At 67.2% G+C, this 20,022-nt stretch carries 20 protein-coding genes; 14 read left to right on the forward strand and 6 right to left on the reverse strand.

What is annotated here, in order from left to right; translation table 11 throughout:
- Positions 1-103 precede the first annotated feature (103 nt).
- On the forward strand, positions 104-1,450 hold the full coding sequence (locus AC3A3G_RS10105) for a S1C family serine protease (RefSeq protein ID WP_487488109.1): 1,347 nt from the start codon (positions 104-106) through the stop codon (positions 1,448-1,450).
- Positions 1,451-1,776: 326 nt separating this feature from the next.
- Here AC3A3G_RS10105 and fabB read toward each other — a convergent pair whose 3' ends face one another.
- From fabB to AC3A3G_RS10120, 3 genes are all read right to left on the reverse strand, one after another.
- Positions 1,777-3,006, reverse strand: coding sequence for a beta-ketoacyl-ACP synthase I (fabB, locus tag AC3A3G_RS10110; RefSeq protein WP_200168265.1), 1,230 nt, complete (start codon positions 3,004-3,006; stop codon positions 1,777-1,779).
- Between the two features lie 62 nt (positions 3,007-3,068).
- Entirely contained in the window at positions 3,069-3,608 is a 540-nt protein-coding gene (gene fabA / locus AC3A3G_RS10115; RefSeq protein WP_125899477.1) for a 3-hydroxyacyl-[acyl-carrier-protein] dehydratase FabA, read from the reverse strand.
- 80 nt (positions 3,609-3,688) lie between these two features.
- Positions 3,689-4,195 (reverse strand): SH3 domain-containing protein, encoded by a 507-nt coding sequence (locus AC3A3G_RS10120; RefSeq protein ID WP_200168264.1) that lies wholly within the window; start codon positions 4,193-4,195, stop codon positions 3,689-3,691.
- A 119-nt stretch (positions 4,196-4,314) separates the two neighbouring features.
- On the opposite strand from AC3A3G_RS10120, the gene AC3A3G_RS10125 reads away from it, so the two are divergent.
- Positions 4,315-5,301, forward strand: a complete 987-nt coding sequence (locus AC3A3G_RS10125; protein WP_200168263.1) for a 2-hydroxyacid dehydrogenase — start codon at positions 4,315-4,317, stop codon at positions 5,299-5,301.
- 34 nt (positions 5,302-5,335) lie between these two features.
- Here AC3A3G_RS10125 and AC3A3G_RS10130 read toward each other — a convergent pair whose 3' ends face one another.
- Complete coding sequence (locus tag AC3A3G_RS10130; protein ID WP_200168292.1) at positions 5,336-6,082, reverse strand: HesA/MoeB/ThiF family protein; 747 nt, start codon at positions 6,080-6,082, stop codon at positions 5,336-5,338.
- 61 nt (positions 6,083-6,143) lie between these two features.
- Positions 6,144-6,554 (reverse strand): BLUF domain-containing protein, encoded by a 411-nt coding sequence (locus AC3A3G_RS10135; protein ID WP_200168262.1) that lies wholly within the window; start codon positions 6,552-6,554, stop codon positions 6,144-6,146.
- A 166-nt stretch (positions 6,555-6,720) separates the two neighbouring features.
- Between AC3A3G_RS10135 and hslV the strand changes: the two genes are divergently transcribed.
- Entirely contained in the window at positions 6,721-7,290 is a 570-nt protein-coding gene (gene hslV, locus AC3A3G_RS10140) for an ATP-dependent protease subunit HslV (RefSeq protein ID WP_200168261.1), read from the forward strand.
- A 72-nt stretch (positions 7,291-7,362) separates the two neighbouring features.
- Entirely contained in the window at positions 7,363-8,670 is a 1,308-nt protein-coding gene (hslU, locus tag AC3A3G_RS10145; protein WP_487488110.1) for an ATP-dependent protease ATPase subunit HslU, read from the forward strand.
- Between the two features lie 162 nt (positions 8,671-8,832).
- Here the strand turns inward: hslU and AC3A3G_RS10150 are convergent, their stop codons facing one another.
- Entirely contained in the window at positions 8,833-9,573 is a 741-nt protein-coding gene (locus AC3A3G_RS10150; RefSeq protein WP_487488111.1) for an alpha/beta fold hydrolase, read from the reverse strand.
- Positions 9,574-9,653: 80 nt separating this feature from the next.
- Here AC3A3G_RS10150 and AC3A3G_RS10155 point away from each other — a divergent pair, with 80 nt between their 5' ends.
- From AC3A3G_RS10155 to pheT, 10 genes are all read left to right on the forward strand, one after another.
- Positions 9,654-10,616 (forward strand): glycosyltransferase family 9 protein, encoded by a 963-nt coding sequence (locus tag AC3A3G_RS10155; RefSeq protein WP_368924281.1) that lies wholly within the window; start codon positions 9,654-9,656, stop codon positions 10,614-10,616.
- A gap of 145 nt (positions 10,617-10,761) precedes the next feature.
- The gene (gene infC / locus AC3A3G_RS10160) at positions 10,762-11,283 is read left to right on the forward strand and encodes a translation initiation factor IF-3 (protein ID WP_003166438.1); all 522 of its coding nucleotides are present in this window, start codon (positions 10,762-10,764) and stop codon (positions 11,281-11,283) included.
- Between the two features lie 72 nt (positions 11,284-11,355).
- Positions 11,356-13,323: an alpha/beta hydrolase family protein gene (locus tag AC3A3G_RS10165; protein ID WP_200168257.1), complete on the forward strand. Its 1,968-nt coding sequence runs from the start codon at positions 11,356-11,358 to the stop codon at positions 13,321-13,323.
- 110 nt (positions 13,324-13,433) lie between these two features.
- Positions 13,434-14,705, forward strand: coding sequence for an MFS transporter (locus AC3A3G_RS10170; RefSeq protein ID WP_200168256.1), 1,272 nt, complete (start codon positions 13,434-13,436; stop codon positions 14,703-14,705).
- Positions 14,706-14,877: 172 nt separating this feature from the next.
- A complete protein-coding gene (gene rpmI, locus AC3A3G_RS10175) occupies positions 14,878-15,075 on the forward strand; it encodes a 50S ribosomal protein L35 (RefSeq protein ID WP_003166435.1) in 198 nt (65 codons plus the stop codon).
- A gap of 109 nt (positions 15,076-15,184) precedes the next feature.
- Positions 15,185-15,538, forward strand: coding sequence for a 50S ribosomal protein L20 (rplT, locus tag AC3A3G_RS10180; protein ID WP_087141803.1), 354 nt, complete (start codon positions 15,185-15,187; stop codon positions 15,536-15,538).
- Positions 15,539-15,626: 88 nt separating this feature from the next.
- Positions 15,627-16,703, forward strand: coding sequence for a phenylalanine--tRNA ligase subunit alpha (pheS, locus tag AC3A3G_RS10185; protein ID WP_200168255.1), 1,077 nt, complete (start codon positions 15,627-15,629; stop codon positions 16,701-16,703).
- Positions 16,704-16,716: 13 nt separating this feature from the next.
- Entirely contained in the window at positions 16,717-17,139 is a 423-nt protein-coding gene (locus tag AC3A3G_RS10190) for a hypothetical protein (protein ID WP_368924272.1), read from the forward strand.
- A gap of 57 nt (positions 17,140-17,196) precedes the next feature.
- Positions 17,197-17,589, forward strand: coding sequence for a pentapeptide repeat-containing protein (locus AC3A3G_RS10195; RefSeq protein WP_125899464.1), 393 nt, complete (start codon positions 17,197-17,199; stop codon positions 17,587-17,589).
- Positions 17,586-19,979 carry a phenylalanine--tRNA ligase subunit beta gene (gene pheT / locus AC3A3G_RS10200; protein ID WP_487488112.1) on the forward strand — a complete coding sequence of 798 codons (2,394 nt, stop codon included), beginning with the start codon at positions 17,586-17,588 and terminating at the stop codon, positions 19,977-19,979. Before AC3A3G_RS10195 ends, pheT begins: the two co-directional genes overlap by 4 nt.
- The last annotated feature ends 43 nt before the right edge of the window (positions 19,980-20,022 follow it).

Here is a 20,022-nt window from a genome sequence, read left to right on the forward strand (position 1 = left end):
ACGCGACGATCCTTTGCCGTTGTCGTGCGTTTGTCTCGCCTGCGGGGCGGCGATGCTCGCCCGTCTGTCGGCCGAAGGCGGTCGGCGCCTGAAGGAAACCGGAATGACGAAACACAGCCTGCTGGCCGGCGCCGCCCTGGCGATCTTCAGCTTCAGCGGCATGGCTCAGGCTGCGCCCGTGGCCCAGACGGCGACCACCGTCCAGTCGCCTGTCGCGGCTATGCCCTATGACGCCCGACGCGGCGTCTTCACCTTCGCCGCCGGGCTGGAGCAAAGCCTGCCCGCCGTGGTCCAGGTGACGACCCTGGGCCAATCGCGCGGTCCCAGCTCGGAAAACAATCCCAAGCCGTCGCAGGGCGGATCGGGCGTCATCATCGACGCGCGCGAAGGCATCATCGTCACCAACCACCACGTCATCGAGAACGGCCAGAAGTTCACGGTCGACCTGATCGACGGCCGCTTGTTCGACGCCACCCTGATCGGCGCCGACAAGGCGACGGACATCGCCGTGCTGAAGATCGACGCCACGGGCCTGTCGCAGGTGGCGACGGTGGATTCCGATACCCTGCGCAGCGGCGACCTGGCCTTCGCCGTCGGCTATCCCCTGGGCCTGGACCAGACCCTGACCATGGGCGTCATCTCGGGCCTGAACCGCTCGGGCATGGGCGACGCCATCGAGGACTACATCCAGACCGATGCGGCGGTGAACTCGGGCAATTCGGGCGGGCCGCTGCTGGACAGTCGGGGCCGCTTGATCGGCATCAATACCGCCATCCTGTCGGGCGGTTTCGGCGGCGGCAACGACGGCATCGCCTTCGCCGTGCCGACGCGCATCATGATGTTCGTGGTCGACCAACTGCGCGCCACCGGCGAGGTCAAGCGCGGCCGCGTCGGCCTGGGTCTCGGCTCCCTGACGGCCGAGCGTGCGCGCGAGGTCGGGCTGAACATCGTGCGCGGCGCCGTGGTCTATGACGTCGAGCCGGGCTCGGCGGGCGAGAAGGCGGGGCTGAAGCCCGGCGATGTGCTGACGCGCATCCAGGACCGCCCGGTGGCCAACGCCGGTTCGGTCCAGGCCACGGTCGGCATCGCCCGCGCCGGAACCCAGATGCCGGTCGTCTATCTGCGCGACGGCCGAGAGGCCTCCACCCGGTTGACGATCGAGCCGTCCGATCCGGCGCCGGTGCGCGTCGGCGCGCAAGCGGCCATGGCGCGCGGCCTGACGGTGCGCAATCCGGCTTCAGGACGCGGGGCTCAGATCGCGGTGGTCGAGGCCGGGTCTTCCGCCGCCGCCGCCGGCTTCCAGGCCGGTGATGTGGTGGTTCAGGCGAACGGGGCCGAGATTGCGGACATGAGGGATCTGGCCCAGCGGCTTCAGGCGGCGGGCGAGGCGGTCGTGCCGATCATCGTCCTGCGCGACAATGAACGGGTCGAGATCGACCTGCCGGCCTGATCACGCCGTCTGAAGCTCTACGGAATCGCCCGCGTGACCGCCCGTCGCGCGGGCGAAGTCTTGTGCGTCGGATAGGGAGCAGACAGCAAAACGCCCGCGCTGCCGGGAGGGGGAGGGGAGGCAGGCGCGGGCGTCTCGCTTGGAGGAAGCATCGACCCGCCGAAGCCCTAAGCGGAAAATCCAGGGGGCTGGGGGGGCTGTTCAGGATCCGGGACTTTTCCGAACTCCGACGAGCCGATGATGTAGTTCTGATCAGCGTTCCGGGCGGACGAAGGACCGAATGGGGGCGTTTTCGTGTCGTTTCGGATTTTCCCGATTGGTGAAGCTTAGACCTTGGACAGGATCAGGGTGGCGTTGGTGCCGCCGAAGCCGAAGCTGTTGGACATGACATGCGTCAGTTCGCCGTCGTGGCGCTGACGCAGGATCGGCATGCCCTCGAACTCGGGGTCCAGGGTCTCGATGTGGGCGCTCTCGGCGGCGAAGCCGTGCTTCATCATCAACAGGCAGTAGATGGCTTCCTGCGCGCCCGCCGCGCCCAGCGAGTGGCCCGTCAGCGACTTGGTCGAGGAGATCATCGGCATGGCGTCGCCGAAGACGTTGCGCACCGCGCCCATCTCCTTCAAGTCGCCGACCGGCGTCGAGGTGCCGTGCGGGTTCAGGTAGTCGATCTTCGGATTGCCAGCCATCTCCAGCGCGATCTTCATGCAGCGCTCGGCGCCCTCGCCCGAGGGGGCCACCATGTCGTAGCCGTCCGAGTTGGCGCCATAGCCGGTGACTTCGGCGTAGATGGTCGCGCCGCGCGCCACGGCGCGCTCGTATTCTTCCAGCACCACGATGCCGGCGCCGCCGGCGATGACGAAGCCGTCGCGCGTCGTGTCATAGGCCCGGCTGGCCTTGTCGGGCGTGTCGTTGAAGTTGGAGGACATGGCGCCCATGGCGTCGAACATGTTCGACATGGACCAGTCGATATCCTCGCAGCCGCCGGCGAAGACCACGTCCTGCTTGCCCCAGGCGATCTGTTCGGCGGCCGCGCCGATGCAGTGGGCGCTGGTCGCGCAGGCCGAACTGATCGAATAGTTGACGCCCTTCAGCTCGAACCAGGTGGCCAGCACGGCCGAAGGGCCGGACGCCATGGCCTTGGGGACGGCGAACGGGCCGACGCGCTTGGGCGAGCCCTTCTCGACCGTGGTGGCCGCCGCCTGCAGGATGACCTGGGTCGAAGGGCCGCCCTCGCCGACGATCAGGCCGATGCGTTCGTTCTTGATCTCGTCGGCGGACAGGCCGCTGTCCTTCAGGGCCTCTTCAAAGGCGATGTGCGCCCAGGCCGTGCCGTTGGCCAGGAAGCGGGCGGCGCGACGATCGACCAGAGGCGCCCAGTCCTCGGCCGTATGACCCAGGGCAGGCGGCGCCCAGACCTGGGATCGGAAGCCGTATTTGGCGTGGTCGGCGGCGTGCTGGACGCCCGACTTGGCGTCGCGCAGGGAGGCCGCGACCTGATCCTGGCCGGTGCCGATGGAAGAGACGATGCCCAGTCCGGTGACGACGACACGCCGCATGGTGTTTCCAATCCTCAATGTCTTCGGACGCCGCGTTGGCCGCGGCTATCCATCAAGTGGGGTCAGGCGGCGTCCGGTTCCACCGGAGCCGCGCCGCCGAACAGGCCGACGCGCATATCGGCGCAAGTATAGATGACCTCGCCGTCGGCCTCGAGCACGCCGTCGGCGATGCCCATGACCAGCTTGCGGTTGATGACGCGCTTCAGGTGGACCTTATAGACCACCTTCTTGACGTCCGGCGTCACCTGGCCGGTGAACTTGACCTCGCCGACGCCCAGCGCCCGGCCCTTGCCCGGTCCGCCGATCCAGCCGAGGTAGAAGCCGACCAGCTGCCACATGGCGTCCAGGCCCAGGCAGCCCGGCATGACCGGATCGCCGATGAAGTGGCACTGGAAGAACCAGAGGTCCGGGTTGATGTCGAGTTCAGCCTCGACATAGCCCTTGCCGTAGTCGCCGCCGTCGGCGCTGATGGTCTTGATCCGGTCGAACATCAGCATGGGCGGGGCCGGCAGCTGGGCGTTGCCCGGACCGAACAGCTCGCCCCGGCCCGAGGCCAGCAGGCCTTCGTGATCGAACGACGACGGATATTGCGACTGGCTCAAGGGAAATCGGCTCCGAAAGGTGTTGCTGGCGGGTTACACGACCCCGAGGCCGCGCTCAACCATGCCGTCACTATATGAGATCAGGAGGCGCGGCCGGGGCCGGCCGGGCGGGCGGCGTTGCACAGGGCCCGTTCCTGGGTGCCGAAGACGGCGCGTTCGGCGACCCAGCCGCGCAGCTTGCGCGCCCGCACCCGGCACCAGCCGTCCTCGCACTCGTCCAGGGGGATCAGGGCGTTCGGCGACAAAAGGGCGCGGACTGAGGCGGTCTCGGACCGGCCCGTGCGGATCGGCACCGCTTCGTCCGAGCGGTTGAAGACGCTGCGGCGGCCCGAGGCGACGGTGCGGTGGATCCAGGCGACGGACCCTTCCGGGTCGCAGATCTTGCGCCATTCGCGCGTCTCGGCGATCACCTGAACCGGCAGGCCGGCGGCGCGGTATTCCCACAGGATGCGGTAGTCGAGGCCCGGCCCCTGGCGCGCTCGCACCTGCGAGGATTTCAGCGTCACCCAGCGCGGCACCTCCAGCCCCGTCGGGGTCGGGCGGCCGTCGGGCATGGTCGAGCCCGCCGCCAACAGAACGCCGGTCATGAGGACAGCGGCGAGGGCCGCGACGCGAGGCGCCCTTTTGAACCTGACCGCAGCTTTGCTAGACACCGAATATCGACCCGTTCCGAACGGGCGCCGCCCGTGGAAAACCCAGGTCTCCTATGTCCGCTCGCAAGCTTAAGGTCGTATTAACCAGACGCCTGCCTGACGCCGTCGAAACGCGGATGCGCGAACTTTTCGACGCCGAGCTGAACCTGACCGATCGGCCCATGTCGCGCGATGAACTGGCCGCGGCCCTGCAACGGGCTGATGTGCTGGCGCCGACCATCACCGACCATCTGGACGCCGAACTGATCGCAGGCGCAGGCGAACAGCTGAAGATGATCGCCAACTTCGGCGCGGGCGTCGATCACATCGACATCGACGCCGCCGTCGGACGCGGCATCGTCGTCACCAATACGCCGGGCGTCCTGACCGAGGACACGGCCGATCTGGGCATGAGCCTGATTCTGGCCGTCAGCCGCCGCATCGTCGAAGGCGCCGCCGTGGTTGAAGACGGTCGCTTTGAGGGCTGGAGCCCGACCTGGATGTGCGGGCGCAAGCTGTGGGGCAAGCGTCTGGGCATCGTCGGCATGGGCCGCATCGGTCAGGCCCTGGCCCGCCGCGCCAAGGCCTTCGGCATGCAGGTCCACTATCACAACCGCAAACCCGTCCCCGACATGATCGCCGAGGAGCTGGGCGCCACCTGGTGGGACGATCTGGACCAGATGCTGGCGCGGATGGACGTCATCTCGCTGAACTGTCCGGCGACGAAGGAGACGCACCATCTTCTGTCGGCCGAGCGTCTGGCCCGGCTTCAGCCGCACGCCATCGTGGTCAACACCGCGCGCGGCGAACTGATCGACGAGGCCGCCCTGGTCGAGGCGCTGGACCGCCGCGCCCTGTTCGGCGTCGGCCTGGATGTGTTTGAAAACGAGCCCAAGGTGCATCCGGGTCTGATCGGCCGCCCGAATGTGGTGTTGCTGCCCCACCTGGGCTCGGCCACTCTTGAGGCGCGTCAGGACATGGGCGATCGGGTGATCGCCAACATCATGACCTATCAGAACGGGCACCGCCCGCCCGACCGCGTCATCCCGGCGATGCTCTAGAACGAAACTCAGATCTTCGCTCCAGAAAAAGAGTCTAGGCGTGAGCTGACCCGCAGACGGGGCAGGCGGGGTCGGCGGCGATCTTCACGACGCGGCTGCTTCCGGCCAGGCCGTCGTACAGCATCAGGCGGCCGGTCAGCGGCTCGCCCGCGCCGGTGATCAGCTTGATCGCCTCCAGCGCCGCCATGGCGCCGATGACGCCGGCCAGGGCGCCGACCACGCCGACGCGGGCGCAGGTCTCGGCGTCGGGCGGAATCTCGGGCACCAGGCACTGATAGCAGGGCCGTCTCTCGAACACCGACACCTGTCCCGACCAGCGGCCAAGCGCGCCGGACACCAGCGGCTTGCCCGCCGCCACGCAGGCCGCATTGACGGCCAGCCGCGTCTCGAAATCGTCAGTGCCGTCCAGCGCCAGGTCGAAGTCCCGCATCAGAGCCGCCGCACTGTCCGGGGTGACGCGCTGGTTGAAGGTCTGGACCTTGACATGCGGGTTCAGGGCGTTGAGGCGCTCGGCGCCCGCCTCGACCTTGGCGCGGCCGGGGTCGTCGGTGGTGAAGGCGATCTGGCGTTGCAGGTTGGACAGGGCGACCGTGTCGTCGTCGATCAGGCCCAGCGTCCCCACCCCGGCGGCGGCCAGATAGAGGGCGGCCGGATTGCCCACCCCGCCCATGCCGACGATCAGCACGCGGGCGCGTTTCAGCGCCTGCTGGCCGGGGCCGCCGATCTCGGACAGCACCAGTTGGCGGGCGTAGCGCTCGACCTCTTCGTCAGAGAAGCGCACGGGGGCGAGAGGGGCGGAAGGCTGGGTCACGCCGACTGTCTAGCGCAGTCGGACGAATGCGTCAGGCCGGAACGGGCGCGACCCCGACGGCCAGGGCCAGCAGGGTCTCGGCGCGGGCGGGACTGAGCTGGTCCAGGGCCTCGCCGTTCAACAGGCGGGCCGCCTCGGGCGTCAGATCAGCCAGGATCATGGGCCAGTCGCCGAAGCGGCGGCCGGACACGGCCATGTCGGACAACAGGCGCAGGTTCTCATGGCGCGGATCGATCCGCAGCCGGTCCATCAGGCGGTCGATGTCGGCCCGGCGGCCTTCGATGAGCTGAAGGAACTGGCCGCCATGACGCATCAGGGCGCTGGTCAAGCCTTCGCGGCGGTTGTTGCGCTCGGACTCGCCGAGGATCTCCGCCAGGATCAGGAGGCTGGTCGCCGCGCCGCCGACGGCGTCGCTGACATAGATGGCGCGGTGCAGGGGCAAGGGAACTCGAAACGCAAACGCAGCCTCCCCCGCCTCGCGGACGGCGAGATGATGGGGCGGCCGGGGGCGTTCCCCTGTCATGGGCCGATTAAGAATCTCTTATGGTTAAGCTTTGTGCGGGCGGTTGCGACAAAGCCTGATCTTGCGGCGGGCGACGGGCTTCGCCATGTCATCCGCCATGAACACGAGCGCCTCGAACTTTCCCGACTGGCACGGCACCACCATTCTGGCGGTGCGCAAGAACGGCCGCACCGTCATCGCCGGCGACGGCCAGGTCTCCATGGGGCCGACCATCGTCAAGGGCGCGGCGCGCAAGGTGCGGACCCTGGCGAACGGCAAGGTGCTGGCGGGCTTCGCCGGGGCCACGGCCGACGCCCTGACCCTGATCGAGCGGCTGGAGGCCAAGCTGGAGCAGTATCCGGATCAACTGGCCCGCGCCTGCGTCGAACTGGCCAAGGACTGGCGCACCGACCGCTATCTGCGGAGGCTGGAGGCCATGCTGCTGGTCGCCGACAAGGACACCATTCTGACCGTCACCGGCGTCGGCGACGTGCTGGAGCCGGAATACGGCGTGGCCGCTGTCGGCTCGGGCGGCAACTACGCCCTGGCCGCCGCCCGCGCCCTGATCGACGAGCACACCGAATTGGACGCCGAACAGATCGCCCGCAAGGCCATGAAGATCGCCGCCGACATCTGCGTCTACACCAACGGCAATCTCACCATTGAAAGTCTGTAGGGCGCTATCGCTCGCCGCGCGGCGGCTTGCTGCTTGAGCGCCTGATATGCGTATTTCTGGACCGTCTGAACCATGACTGATCTGTCTCCCCGTGAAATCGTCTCCGAGCTGGACCGCTTCATCGTCGGTCAGGACGACGCCAAGCGCGCCGTGGCCGTAGCCCTGCGCAACCGCTGGCGCCGCAAGCGCGTGCCGGACGACCTGCGTGACGAGGTCACGCCCAAGAACATCCTGATGATCGGCCCGACGGGGGTGGGCAAGACCGAGATCGCCCGGCGTCTGGCGCGTCTGGCCGGCTCGCCCTTCCTCAAGGTCGAGGCGACCAAGTTCACCGAGGTCGGCTATGTCGGTCGCGACGTCGATCAGATCATGCGCGATCTCGTCGAAAGCGCCTTGGTCATGGTCCGCGACAAGCGCCGCTCGGGCGTCAAGGCCCGCGCCGAAGGTCAGGCCGAGGATCGCATCCTCGACGCCCTGGTCGGACCGGGTTCCCAGCCCGTCACGCGCGAGGCCTTCCGCAAGAAGCTGCGGGCGGGCGAGCTGGACGACAAGGAGATCGAGATCGCCCTGGCCGATACGGCCTCGCCGCTGCAGGGGCTGGACATGCCGGGCGGCGGCGGCAACGTCGGCCTGCTGAACCTGTCGGAGATGCTGGGCAAGATGGGCGGCGGCCGTACCAAGACGGTTAAGCTGACCGTGCGCGACGCCCTGGCGCCCCTCGTCACCGAGGAGAGCGACAAGCTGCTGGATCAGGAAAGCCTGACCAAGGAAGCCCTGCTGCTGGCCGAGAACGAGGGCATCGTCTTCCTGGACGAAATCGACAAGGTGGCCGCGCGCCAGGATCGCGGCGGCGGCGCCGACGTCTCGCGCGAAGGGGTGCAACGCGACCTGCTGCCCCTGATCGAAGGCACGACGGTGTCGACCAAATACGGGCCGGTGAAGACCGACCATGTGCTGTTCATCGCCTCGGGCGCCTTCCATGTCGCCAAGCCGTCGGACCTGTTGCCCGAGCTTCAGGGTCGCCTGCCGATCCGAGTCGAGCTGAAGGCCCTGACCCGCGACGACTTCAAGCGCATCCTGACCGAGCCCGAGGCCAATCTGATCCGTCAGAACCAGGCCCTGCTGGCGACCGAAGGGGTCGAACTGGTCTTCACCGACGACGCGGTCGAGGCCATGGCCGACGCTGCCGTGGCCGCCAACTCCACCGTCGAGAACATCGGCGCGCGCCGTCTTCAGACGGTGATGGAGCGCGTGCTGGAGGAAACCAGCTTCAAGGCCTCGGACCTGTCGGGCCAGACCCTGACCTTCAACGGCGACAAGGTGCGTGAGAAGGTCGGCGACCTGGCCAAGAACGTCGACCTGAGCCGGTTCATCCTGTGATCTAGAACGCCGTCACGTAAGCCTTCGTCCCTTCGTCATCCTCGGGCTTGACCCGAGGATCGAGCGCCCGGCGCGCTCTTCCTGGCCGCTGTCACGCGGGCGGACAATCCGATCCTCGGGTCAAGCCCGAGGATGACGGAGCGTTGGTTGTGGGTCGCGGGGTCAGCCCCGCATCGACTCCACCGCTTCCACCAACCGCTCCAGTTCCGCAGGGCTCGACAGCCGGTGGTCGCCGCCTTCGATCAGGTCGAGGCGCAGGTCGCCGCCGCTCAGGCGGTCGGCCAGCTCGACCTGATGGCGCCACGGCACCACGTCGTCGGCGCGGCCCTGCAGAACATGGACCGGCGCGGTGATGTCGATCCGGCTGTCCAGCAGCAGCCAGTCGCGCGCCTCCTCGAACATCCGCCGGGTCAGGACGTAGGAGCCAAGCCCTTCCTCGGTGATGACGGTCTCGCCTTCGCGCAGGATGGCCTGGCGCTCATGATCCGCCAGCCCCGGCCACATCAGCTTTTCGGTGAAGTCCTGCGCCGGATTGACTAGCACCACGCCCTTGACCCGCTCCGGCCGCGCCAGCGTCGCCAGCAGGGCCACCCAACCGCCCATGGACGAGCCGACCGGGATCACCGGCCCTTCCAGACTGTCAATCAGGGCGACGGCGTCCTCGCGCCAGCGGCCGATGGTCGCCTGCTTCCAGTCGCCGGAGGAGACGCCATGGGCGAAGTGGTCGTAGCGCACATAGCTCCAGCCGCGCTCGCGGGCGGCGGCGTCCAGCGCCAGCGCCTTGGTCCCCTCCATGTCCGAGCGGAAGCCGCCGATCCAGATGATGGTCGGGCCGTCGCCCTCGATCGCCTTATAGGCCAGGGTCTCGCCGTCGGGGCGTTGCAGCGTCTGGACGTCGGACATGAAAACTCCTCGGACTGTCATTCCTCGCGGAATGGCTTTAGCAGAGACCGGGTCTCTTCACAGGCCGCGAGAGCCCCCGCTTGTCCGCACCCAAAGCCCTCTTCGTCAGCTCCAACCGGATCGGCGACTGCGTCATCTCCTCGGGCGTGATCCGCGAGATCGCGCGTCAGTTGCCGGGCGTGCAGATTACGGTCGCCTGCGGCCGTCCGCCGGCCCCCTTCTTCCGCTCGGCGCCGAACGTCGAGTGCGTCATCATCCTCGACAAGAAGAAGGCCGCCGGACACTGGGTCGATCTGTGGAAGCAGGTAGCTGGCACCAAGTGGGACATGGTCGTCGACATCCGCGGCTCGGCCCTGGCCTATCTGATCCCGGCCAAGCGGCGCATCGTCTACAATCGCCGCTGGGAGACGGGCCTGCGCAAGGTCGAGATGGTGTCGCGCCTGATGGGTTCGCCGACGCCGCTGGACCCGGAAATCTTCCTCGACGATCAGGCCCGCGCTGAGGCGGCCGCCGTCATCGATCCCCAACTGGCGGGCGACGCCGGTCCCGGCCCGATCATCGCGCTGGCGCCGATCGCGCACCAGCCGGGCAAGTCCTGGCCCGCCGACCGTTGGGGCGCTCTGGTCGAGAAGCTGAAAGCGGAGCCGCGCTTCGACGGTTGGCGCTTCATGCCCGTCGGCGGTCCCGGCGACCGGCCGCCCGCAACCCCGGCGCTGGAGGCGGCGGGACCGCGCGCCATCGACTGCGTGGGCAAGGGCGACATCCTGTGTTCGGCCGCCGCCATCGACCGGGCGACCCTGTTTGTCGGCAACGACAGCGGCCTGATGCACGTCTCGGCGGCGCTGGGGCGGCCGACGCTGGGCCTGTTCGGTCCGACCGAGTGGTGGCTCTATGGTCCGTGGGGCCCGAAGACGCGCACGGCCGCCTCCAACGAGACGCGCGGCCAGTTCGCTCCGATCGAGGATCTGAGCGTCGATCATGTCTTCGACGCGGTGCTGGATCTGTATGACGCCTATGTCGCTGAAGGGGCCGCAAAGGCCTGAGGGCCCGAAATCCCTTGAAATAGCGGCCTTGCGTCGCCATATTCCGGCCGCTTGGAACGCAGCCGCAGTTGTGTGCGCTGAATCCTCGCAACCAGTTTCGCCTATCTTCTGATCACATAAGGAAACGACGCCCATTCGCCGTCCCATGCAAGCGCCGCCCGTAAAGGACGGGCCGCCCATCAACCAGGATATCCGCGCCGCCCGCGTTCTGCTCATCGACCAGAACGGGGAAAAACAGGGAGTCATGCCGCTGTCGGCTGCGCTGGAGGCCGCCGAGGAGGCGGGCCTGGACCTGGTTCAGATCGTCGCCAATGCCGAAACGCCGGTGTGCAAGATTCTGGACTACGGCAAGCATCGTTTCCAGGAACAGAAGAAGAAGGCCGAGGCGCGCAAGCGTCAGAAAGTCGTCGAGCTGAAGGAAATCAAGCTTCGGCCGAACATCGACACGCACGACTACGACGTGAAGGCCAAGGCCATGCACCGCTTCTTCGACGACGGTGACAAGGTCAAGGTGACCATCCGCTTCCGCGGCCGCGAAATGGCCCACCCCGAACTGGGCATGAAGCTGATGAACAAGGTCCAGGCCGATTTCGAGGAAGAGGCCAAGGTCGAGTTCGCGCCCAAGATGGAAGGCCGCCAGATGATCATGATCCTGGCCCCGCGCTGATCGCGAAAATCACTTGAACGAATAACGACGCTACGCTTCTGTGTAGCGTCGTTTTTTTGTTCTGGAGGGGACATGAAGCTGATCCTGATTTCGGCTGCGGCTTCCTTGGTGTTGGCCGGGGGCGTTGAGGCGGGAGACGCGACGCCGCCATCCGCGCCGCCTGTGGAGGCTTATGCTTCGCTGCCAGCTCTCGATCAGGTGGTGCTGTCGCCTGATGGAGCCCGGCTGGCCTTCATCGGCGTGACGCCACAGGGGCAGCGTCGCTTGGGTGTCCGTTCGCTCGCTGGGGAGGCCCTGGGCGCAGTCGATCTCGGCGACAAGAAGGTTCGAGATGTCTTCTGGGCGGATAACGATCATGTCGTGATCACGACCTCTGAGTATACGGATATCGCATGGGTCTCTGACCGTGCGGAATTCTACACGGCTCAGTCGTTCGACGTCCGCACGCGCCGTTTCGTGACCTTGATGCGTTCGTCCAGTTCTCGGGGCGGTAGCGTCGCCGGGTCGCGACAGTCGCAGGGAACGGGCCTGTTCAACTTCATCGCAGGTCCTCCATTCCAGCGCGAGGTGGACGGGCGAATCCGAACTTTTGTACGCAGCTATGCGCGAGACCATGGCCTCTCGGTGTTCGAGGTCGATCTGGACAGTGGCCAGGGGGTTCTCAGGCCGGACTTCGAGGGCGTGGTGGGACCAGACGGGAAGTCTGTCGCGCGCGCTCAGTGGAGCCGTGACACGGGGCGGTGGTGGCTGCAGGCCAAGGCGGATGTGGGTTGGCGAGAAATCTGGAGCGGCGAAGGATTTAAGATCGATACGCCTGCCCTGCTTGGAGCGGGCACGACTGAAGGCTCCGTTCTGATCTCCGTGCCCAGGGATGGCGATATCGAGCTTTACGAGGTGCTGCTGGCGGGCGGCGAGGCGCGGCGGCTCCGGATCGATGATATGGTTGAGCCCTCGCCGATCTATCATCCGCTGACCCGAAATCTTCTTGGCTTCAGGGCCGAAGGCGAAGAGCGTGCGGAATTCCTGTTCACCGATGAGGATATGGCGCGTCGTTGGCGGTATTTGGAGGGCTTGTTTCCCGGGCAGAACATTCGGATTGAATCCGCGACGCCTGACTATGATCGGCTGATCGTCCTGACGGACGGAGCGTCCGATCCGGGCAGTTATGCCGTGGTGGACATCAAGCAAGAGCGCTTGATTAAGGTTGGGTCGCGTTATCCGGGCGTGCCGGGCGAAGCGGTGGGACCGGTTCGCTACATCACCTATTCGGCGCGCGACGGACTGGATATCCCCGCTTATCTGACCTTGCCGCGTGGGCGAGAGGCCAAGAACCTGCCGCTGATCGTCATGCCTCACGGCGGGCCGCAGGCTCGTGATCTTCCGGGGTTCGACTATTGGGCTCAGGTGCTGGCGTCGCGCGGCTACGCCGTTCTTCAGCCTCAATACCGCGGCTCTACCGGCTTTGGTCTGGCTCATGTCGAGGCGGGATATGGCGAGTGGGGGCGCAAAATGCAGACCGACCTGACGGACGGCGTGACGCATCTGGCCCGCGAAGGGGTGATCGATGCAGGCAAGGTCTGCATCTTCGGCTGGAGCTATGGCGGCTATGCGGCCATGGCGGGTGTGACGCTGGATCCGGAAACCTATCGGTGCGCCGTGGCGGGCGCGGGCGTGTCGGACTTGCCTAGAATGCTGGCTTGGGAGCGTGATCAGACCGGCGGGCGCGATACAGACGTAATGCGCTACTGGAAGCGTTTCATGGGGGCGTCACGCATCAACGACAACTCCATCGCCGAGGTGTCACCGGCGCGTTTAGCTGACCGGGTGAGGGCGCCGGTTCTGTTGATCCACGGCACCGATGACAGTGTTGTGCCATATGAGCAGTCTGAACTTTTCCGGCGCGCGCTGGAAAAAGAAGGGAAGAGCGTCGAGGTCGTCGAGTTGCGCGGCGAGGACCATTGGTTGTCGCGGCGTTCTGGACGAGAGGCGGTGTTCCGGGCTGCGATCGCCTTCATGGAGCGGCACAACCCCGCTGACTGACATTGTTGGGATATGGCTGCATGGCGTTGATGGCTTCGTCTTTCATGAGCTTCGGGTCGCTCTGCATCGTCGCGCTTTCCGATACGTAGGTGTCGCGCTAAGGCGAAATCATGTCCGCTTCCATGTCTCCCAAGGCCCAAGCTTCGACCCTGGCGGTGCTGTTCGCCGTGGTCTTCATCAATCTGGTCGGGTTCGGCCTGGTGGTGCCGCTGCTGCCCTTCTTCGCCCAGAGCCTTCAGGCCGAGCCGTGGCAGATCACCCTGATGTTCTCGGCCTATTCCCTGGGTCAGTTCTTCGCGGAGCCCTTCTGGGGGCGGCTGTCGGACCGGATCGGGCGCAAGCCGGTGCTGCTGATCACCCTGGCGGCCAACGCCGTGGGCTATCTGTTGCTGGCCTTCGCGCCCAACATCTGGACGGCGATCCTGGTGCGGATGTTCACCGGGCTGGGCGCGGGCAATATCTCGACGGTCCAGGGCTATATCGCCGACGTCACCCCGCCTGAGCGCCGGGCCGGGCGCATGGGGCTGATCGGCGCCGCCTTCGGCCTGGGCTTCATCGTCGGGCCGGGCATGGGCGGCCTGCTGGCCCAGCCGCAGATGGGCCATGTCGGCTATCAGCTGCCGATCTTCGCCGCCTCCGGCGCGGCGGTGCTGGCGGCGCTGGGGGTGATGTTCTTCCTGCGCGAGAGCCGGGCCAAGGCCGATCCGGCGGCGCCGCGTCCCGCCTTCCTGTCGGGGATTCAATTCGCCCGCACGGACGAGGTGGTGTCGCGCGTCCTGGTGGTCAGCCTGATCTATCTGGCGGGTTTCTCGGCGATGGAGGCCGCCTTCGGCCTGTGGGCCGAGCATCGCTACGCCTGGACGGCGCGCGAGGTGGGGCTCAGCTTCATGATCGTGGGCCTGGTCTCGGCCGTGAACCAGGGGCTGCTGGCCGGTCGGCTGGCGCGGCGCTTCGGCGAGGCGCGGGTGCTGGCGGCGGGCATGCTGCTGTTCGGGACGTCGCTTATCTTGCAGGTGGTCGCGCCGCCGGCCTGGTTCCCTGCGACGCAGATCGACCTGGGGCTGTTCGTCATTCCGGTGTCGGCCGGGTGGATCATTCCCATCGTCATGGGGATCGGCGCCTGCGGCATGTCGCTGGCCATGCCCAACATCTCGGCCCTGATCAGCCGTTCGTCGCCGCCGGATCGGCAGGGGGCCATGCTGGGGCTGAACATGGCGGCGGGGTCGATGGCGCGCATCGTCGGCCCTATGGTCGCGGGGGTTCTCTATTCCGCTGTGGGGCCGGATTGGCCCTTCCTGGTCGGAGCGGTGCTGACGGTTCCGGCGGCGATGATGGCGATCAACGCCGGGCGCGCCGCGCGTCGTCGCGCGATCGCTGTCTGAGCGGTCGAAGCGGACTCTTCTTGCCTCGGGCAGCCGTTTGGCGTAGAAGCCGCGCCTTCGCGTACCGGACCGCCGGGCGAACAGGCATGCCTGGGCGGTCTTAAATCGGTCATCTGACCTTGGGGCTCAAGTAGCCCGAAGGGCGGTAGACCCCTCAATAAAGAGAGTGAAAATGCCGAAGCTGAAGACGAAGTCGGGCGCCAAGAAGCGCTTCAAATTCACCGCGACGGGCAAGGTCAAGGCTGGCGTGGCCGGCAAGCGCCACCGCCTGATCAGCCACAACTCGAAGTACATCCGCCAGAACCGCGGCACTTCGGTCATGGCCGACGCCGACGCCAAGAAGATCAAGTCCTACATGCCGTACGCCTGATCGGCGCACGCAGACACGATCTCTCAACCGCATAGAATTTGAACTAAGTCCCTCAAGCAGCGCGGCCCCGCGGGCCGAGCGGTAGGGACTTCCCCAAGGGAAAATTACAATGGCTCGCGTCACTCGGGGCGTTACGTCCCACGCCAAGCACAAGAAAGTTCTGAAGCAGGCCAAGGGCTTCTACGGCCGCCGCAAGAACACCATCCGCACCGCCAAGGCTGCGGTGGATCGCGCCGGTCAATACGCCTACCGCGACCGTCGCAACAAGAAGCGCTCGTTCCGCGCCCTGTGGATCCAGCGCATCAACGCCGCGGCTCGCCTGGAAGGCTTCACCTATTCGCAGTTCATGCACGGCCTGGCCAAGGCCGGCATCGAGCTGGACCGCAAGGTTCTGTCGACGATCGCCGCCGACGAAGCCAGCTTCAAGGGCATCGCCGACAAGGTTCGCGCGGCCCTGGCCTAAGCCTTTCTCCCTCACGGGATGAAGCAAAAGCCCTCCGGTTCGCGCCGGGGGGCTTTTTGCTTTCGATCCTAGCGGCTAGACGACCTGCATGACCGATCTCGCTCAACTGGAACTGGACCTCATCAACGCCATCGGCTCGGCCGAGAGCGTGGCGGGTCTGGAGGACATCCGCGTCGCCGCCCTCGGCAAGTCCGGCTCGATCTCGGGCCTGCTGAAAGGCATGGGGGCGCTGAGCCCTGATGAGCGCCGCGAGCGCGGCCCCGTCATCAACGGCCTGCGCGACCGGGTGTCGTCGGCCCTGGCCTCCCGCAAGGCCGAGCTGGAAGCCGCCGAGCTGGACGCCCGCCTGTTGGCCGAGCGCGTCGATCTGACCCTGCCCAGCCGCCCGCGCCGCAAGGGCGGGGTGCATCCGACCATGCAGGTCATGGACGAGATGGTCGCCGTCTTCGCCGACATGGGCTTCTCGGTCGCCGAGGGGCCGGACATCGAGGACGACTTCCACAACTTCACGGCCCTGAACTTCCCGCCCAAGCATCCGGCGCGGGAGATGCACGACACCTTCTTCCTGAAGCCCGACCCGCAAACGGGCGAGCGCAAGGTGCTGCGCACCCACACCAGCCCGGTGCAGGTCCGCACCATGATGTCGCAGAAGCCGCCGATCCGCATCATCGCGCCCGGCCGCACCTTCCGTAAGGATTCCGACGCGACCCACACGCCGATGTTCCACCAGATCGAAGGCCTGGTGATCGATCGCGACATCCACATGGGCCATCTGAAGACGACGCTGGAGACCTTCATCGCCCGCTTCTTCGAGCTGGACGATGTCCACGCCCGCTTCCGCCCGCACCACTTCCCCTTCACCGAACCCTCGGCCGAGATGGACATCCGCTGCGACCGCTCCGGCGGCAAGCTGACCCTGAACGAGGGCGAGGACTGGCTGGAGATCCTGGGTTGCGGGATGGTGCATCCCAACGTGCTGCGCAACGCGGGCATCGACCCGGACGAGTACCAGGGCTTCGCCTTCGGCATGGGCGTCGACCGCCTGGCCATGCTGAAATACGGCGTGCCTGACCTGCGCCCCATGTTCGAGGCCGATACGCGCTGGCTGGCGCACTACGGCTTCTCCGCCTTCGCCGCGCCGAACCCGGCCTCAGGCCTCAGCTGAACTGGAAATACCGATGACCGATCAGACCGCGATGTCGCCCGAAGAGAAGCTGGGTCGCGAAATTATCGCCCGCACGTCTTTTGAGAAGGAAGCCGTCTGGCTGCCCTCCCTGGCCGTGCACCACATGAACGGCGGACAGGTCTTCATTGACGGCAAGACCTTCACCGAATGCCTGATCGAAGGTCCGGCTGTCATGGCCATCATGAACGGCACGACGTTTGACGGCTGCAACATGGGCGTGGCCCAGAATCCGCGCACCCTGCTGCTGGACCCGCGCGGTGACATGATCGCTGGAGTGATCGGCATGTCCAATTGCCGTTTCGTACGCTGCCGTTTTGTCCAGGTAGGCTTCACCGGCGCCAAGGAGGCGTTGGACGAACTGGAGCAGGGCTTGCTCAGTGCGCGCGCCGAGGCGGAGGCTCACGCGAAGGGATAGTGCGCGCGACCGCGCGATGCGGCGATGCTCGTCCCTTCTGTTTTGTGAAAGATCGATATGACTGACACCACCATCACACTTGAGGCGCTTGGCCCTGGCCCGAACTATGTCCGCAAAAATGTGTGGCTGCCGCAGTTGTTCATGGAAGCCGCTCGCGCAGGGCTATCGGCTATCGAAGGCCGCCGTTTTGAAAATTGCCTGATGGAGGGACCGGCGGTCCTGCTGCCGCTGGAAGGCTGCAACTTTGACGGCTGCGACATGGGCGACGCCCAGGGCGACCCGCGCAACCTGATGCTGAGCCCGCAAGGACCGCAGCGTGTCACCGGCCCGATTCCGTTCCGAAACTGCCAGTTCATCAATTGCAACTTCCTCGGCGTCGGCTTCACCGGCTCGGCGGCCTTCCTCGACAATATGGTCGGGGCCCTTTCTCAGCCTGGGACGGCCCAATGAAGTTCACGCTTTCCTGGCTGAAGGCCCACCTCGACACCGAGGCCGAGGTCGATCAGGTCGCGGAGGCCATGACCATGGCCGGGCTGGAGGTCGAGGAGGTCCACGACCCCATCGCCGCCCTGGCGCCCTTTACCGTGGCCAAGATCGTTTCGGCCGAGCGTCATCCGAACGCCGACCGGCTGCAGGTCTGCCAGGTCGAGACCGTGGACGGCCTGAAGGAGATCGTCTGCGGCGCGCCGAATGCGCGGGCGGGCCTGACCACCATCTACGCCCCTATCGGCGCCTATGTGCCGGGCCTGGGCGTGACCCTGGTCGAGAAGCCGGTGCGCGGCGTGGTGTCCAACGGCATGCTGTGCTCGGGCGCGGAGCTTGAACTGCCCGATGAGAGCGACGGCATTCTGGAGCTGTCCGACGACCTGCAGGTCGGCCAGCCTGCGGCGGGCGTTTTCGGCGCCGAGCCGGTCATCGACTTCGAGGTGACGCCGAACCGTCCCGACTGGCTGGGCGTGGCGGGCATCGCCCGCGATCTGGCCGCCGCAGGCCTCGGCAAGCTGACGACGCCGGAGACCACGCCGGTCGCCGGGGCTTTCGACAGCCCCGTCTCGGTGACGCTGGAGGCGCCCCAGCTGTGCCCGGTCTTCGCCGGTCGCGTGATCCGGGGCGTGCGGAACGGCCCGTCGCCGGAGTGGCTGCAACAGCGCCTGACGGCCATCGGCCTGCGTCCGATCAACCGCCTCGTCGACGTCACCAACCTGATTTCCTACGACCGCGCGCGGCCGTTGCACGTCTATGATCTGGCGAGCCTGTCGGGCGACGGGATCGTGGTGCGCGCCGGTCGCGGCGACGCCGACCAGATGGAAGCCCTGGACGGCAAGACCTATGCGCCGGGCGCCGCCGACTGCGTCATCGCCGACGCCGGGGGCTCGCGCGCCATCGGCCTGGGCGGCGTCATGGGCGGCGTCTCCACGGGTTGCTCGGACGAGACGGTCGACGTCTTCGTCGAGAGCGCCTGGTTCGACCCCATCGTCACGGCTCAGACGGGCCGCTCGCTGGGCGTCAGCTCCGACGCCCAGTACCGCTTCGCGCGCGGCGTCGACACGGCCTCGGTCGTCCCCGGTCTGGAGCTGGCGACGCAGCTGATCCTGGACCTGTGCGGCGGCGAGCCGTCGACGGTCACGGTGGCGGGCCAGGCCCCGGCCGCCCCGGCCGCCTTCGCCTTCGACCCTTCCTATGTGAAGCGGCTGTCGGGAATGGACCTGGGCGAGGACCGGGTCTTCGAGATCCTGTTCGCCCTGGGCTTCACCGTCATGCGCGGCTCGCCCTGGTCGGTGACGCCGCCGTCCTGGCGCCGCGACGTTGAAGGCCCGGCCGATCTGGTCGAGGAAGTCGCCCGCATCGAGGGCTACGCCGCCCTGCCCGACACGCCCTTGCCGGCGGTCGCGCCGGCCCCCGGCGGAGTGCTGAGCCCGCGTCAGGCGCGCGTGCGCACGGCGCGCCGCGCTCTGGCGGCCCTGGGCTATGCCGAGGCTGTCACCTGGTCCTTCACCAAACAGTCGATCGCGACCCTGTTCGGCGGCGGGGACGAGCGGCTGGTGCTGGAAAATCCCATCGCGGCCGATCTGGACTGCATGCGGCCCTCGGTCCTGCCGAACCTGATCCTGGCGGCGGCGCGCAACGCCGCGCGCGGCCACGCCGACGTCGCCCTGTTCGAGATCGGCCCCATCTATCTGGACGATCAGCCGAACGGCCAGCGCACCGTCATCGCGGGCCTGGCGGCGCCGCACGCCGACCGCCACTGGGGCGGGGCGGGGGAAGACCCCCTGTTCGCGCTGAAGGGCGACCTGATGGCCGTGCTGGAAGAGATCGGCGCGCCGGTCGCCTCCCTGCAACTGGCGCAGGGCTCGAACCAGGACTGGTGGCATCCCGGCCGCTCGGCGCGGCTGCAACTGGGGCCCAAGAACGTCATCGTCGAGTTAGGCGCCCTGCACCCGCGCGTGCTGAAGGCCCTGGACGCCGACGGCCCCATGCTGGCCTTCGAGATCGTGCTCGACTCCGTGCCGGAACCGCGGGGCAAGAGCGGCAAGGCGCGCGGCGCGGCGGACCTGCCGAACCTGATGCCGCTGACCCGCGACTTCGCCTTCCTGATGGATGAAGCCAAGGCCGTGGGCGACCTGACCCGCGCCGTGGCGGGCGCCGACAAGGCCCTGATCGCCGATGTGCGCGTCTTCGACGTCTATCGCGGCCAGGGCGTGCCCGAGGGCCAGAAGTCGGTCGCCATCGAGGTCGAGGTCCAGCCCCGCGCCGCCACCCTGGCCGAGGCTGAAATCGAAGCCCTGACAGCCAAGGTCAAGGCCGCCGCCGCCAAGGCGGGCGGAACCCTGCGCGCCTGAAGACAGAAAAATCCGGCGGCCTGAGACGCGGGCCGCCGGAACT

It is taken from the genome of Brevundimonas sp. Soil_N_31, from assembly GCF_057655995.1.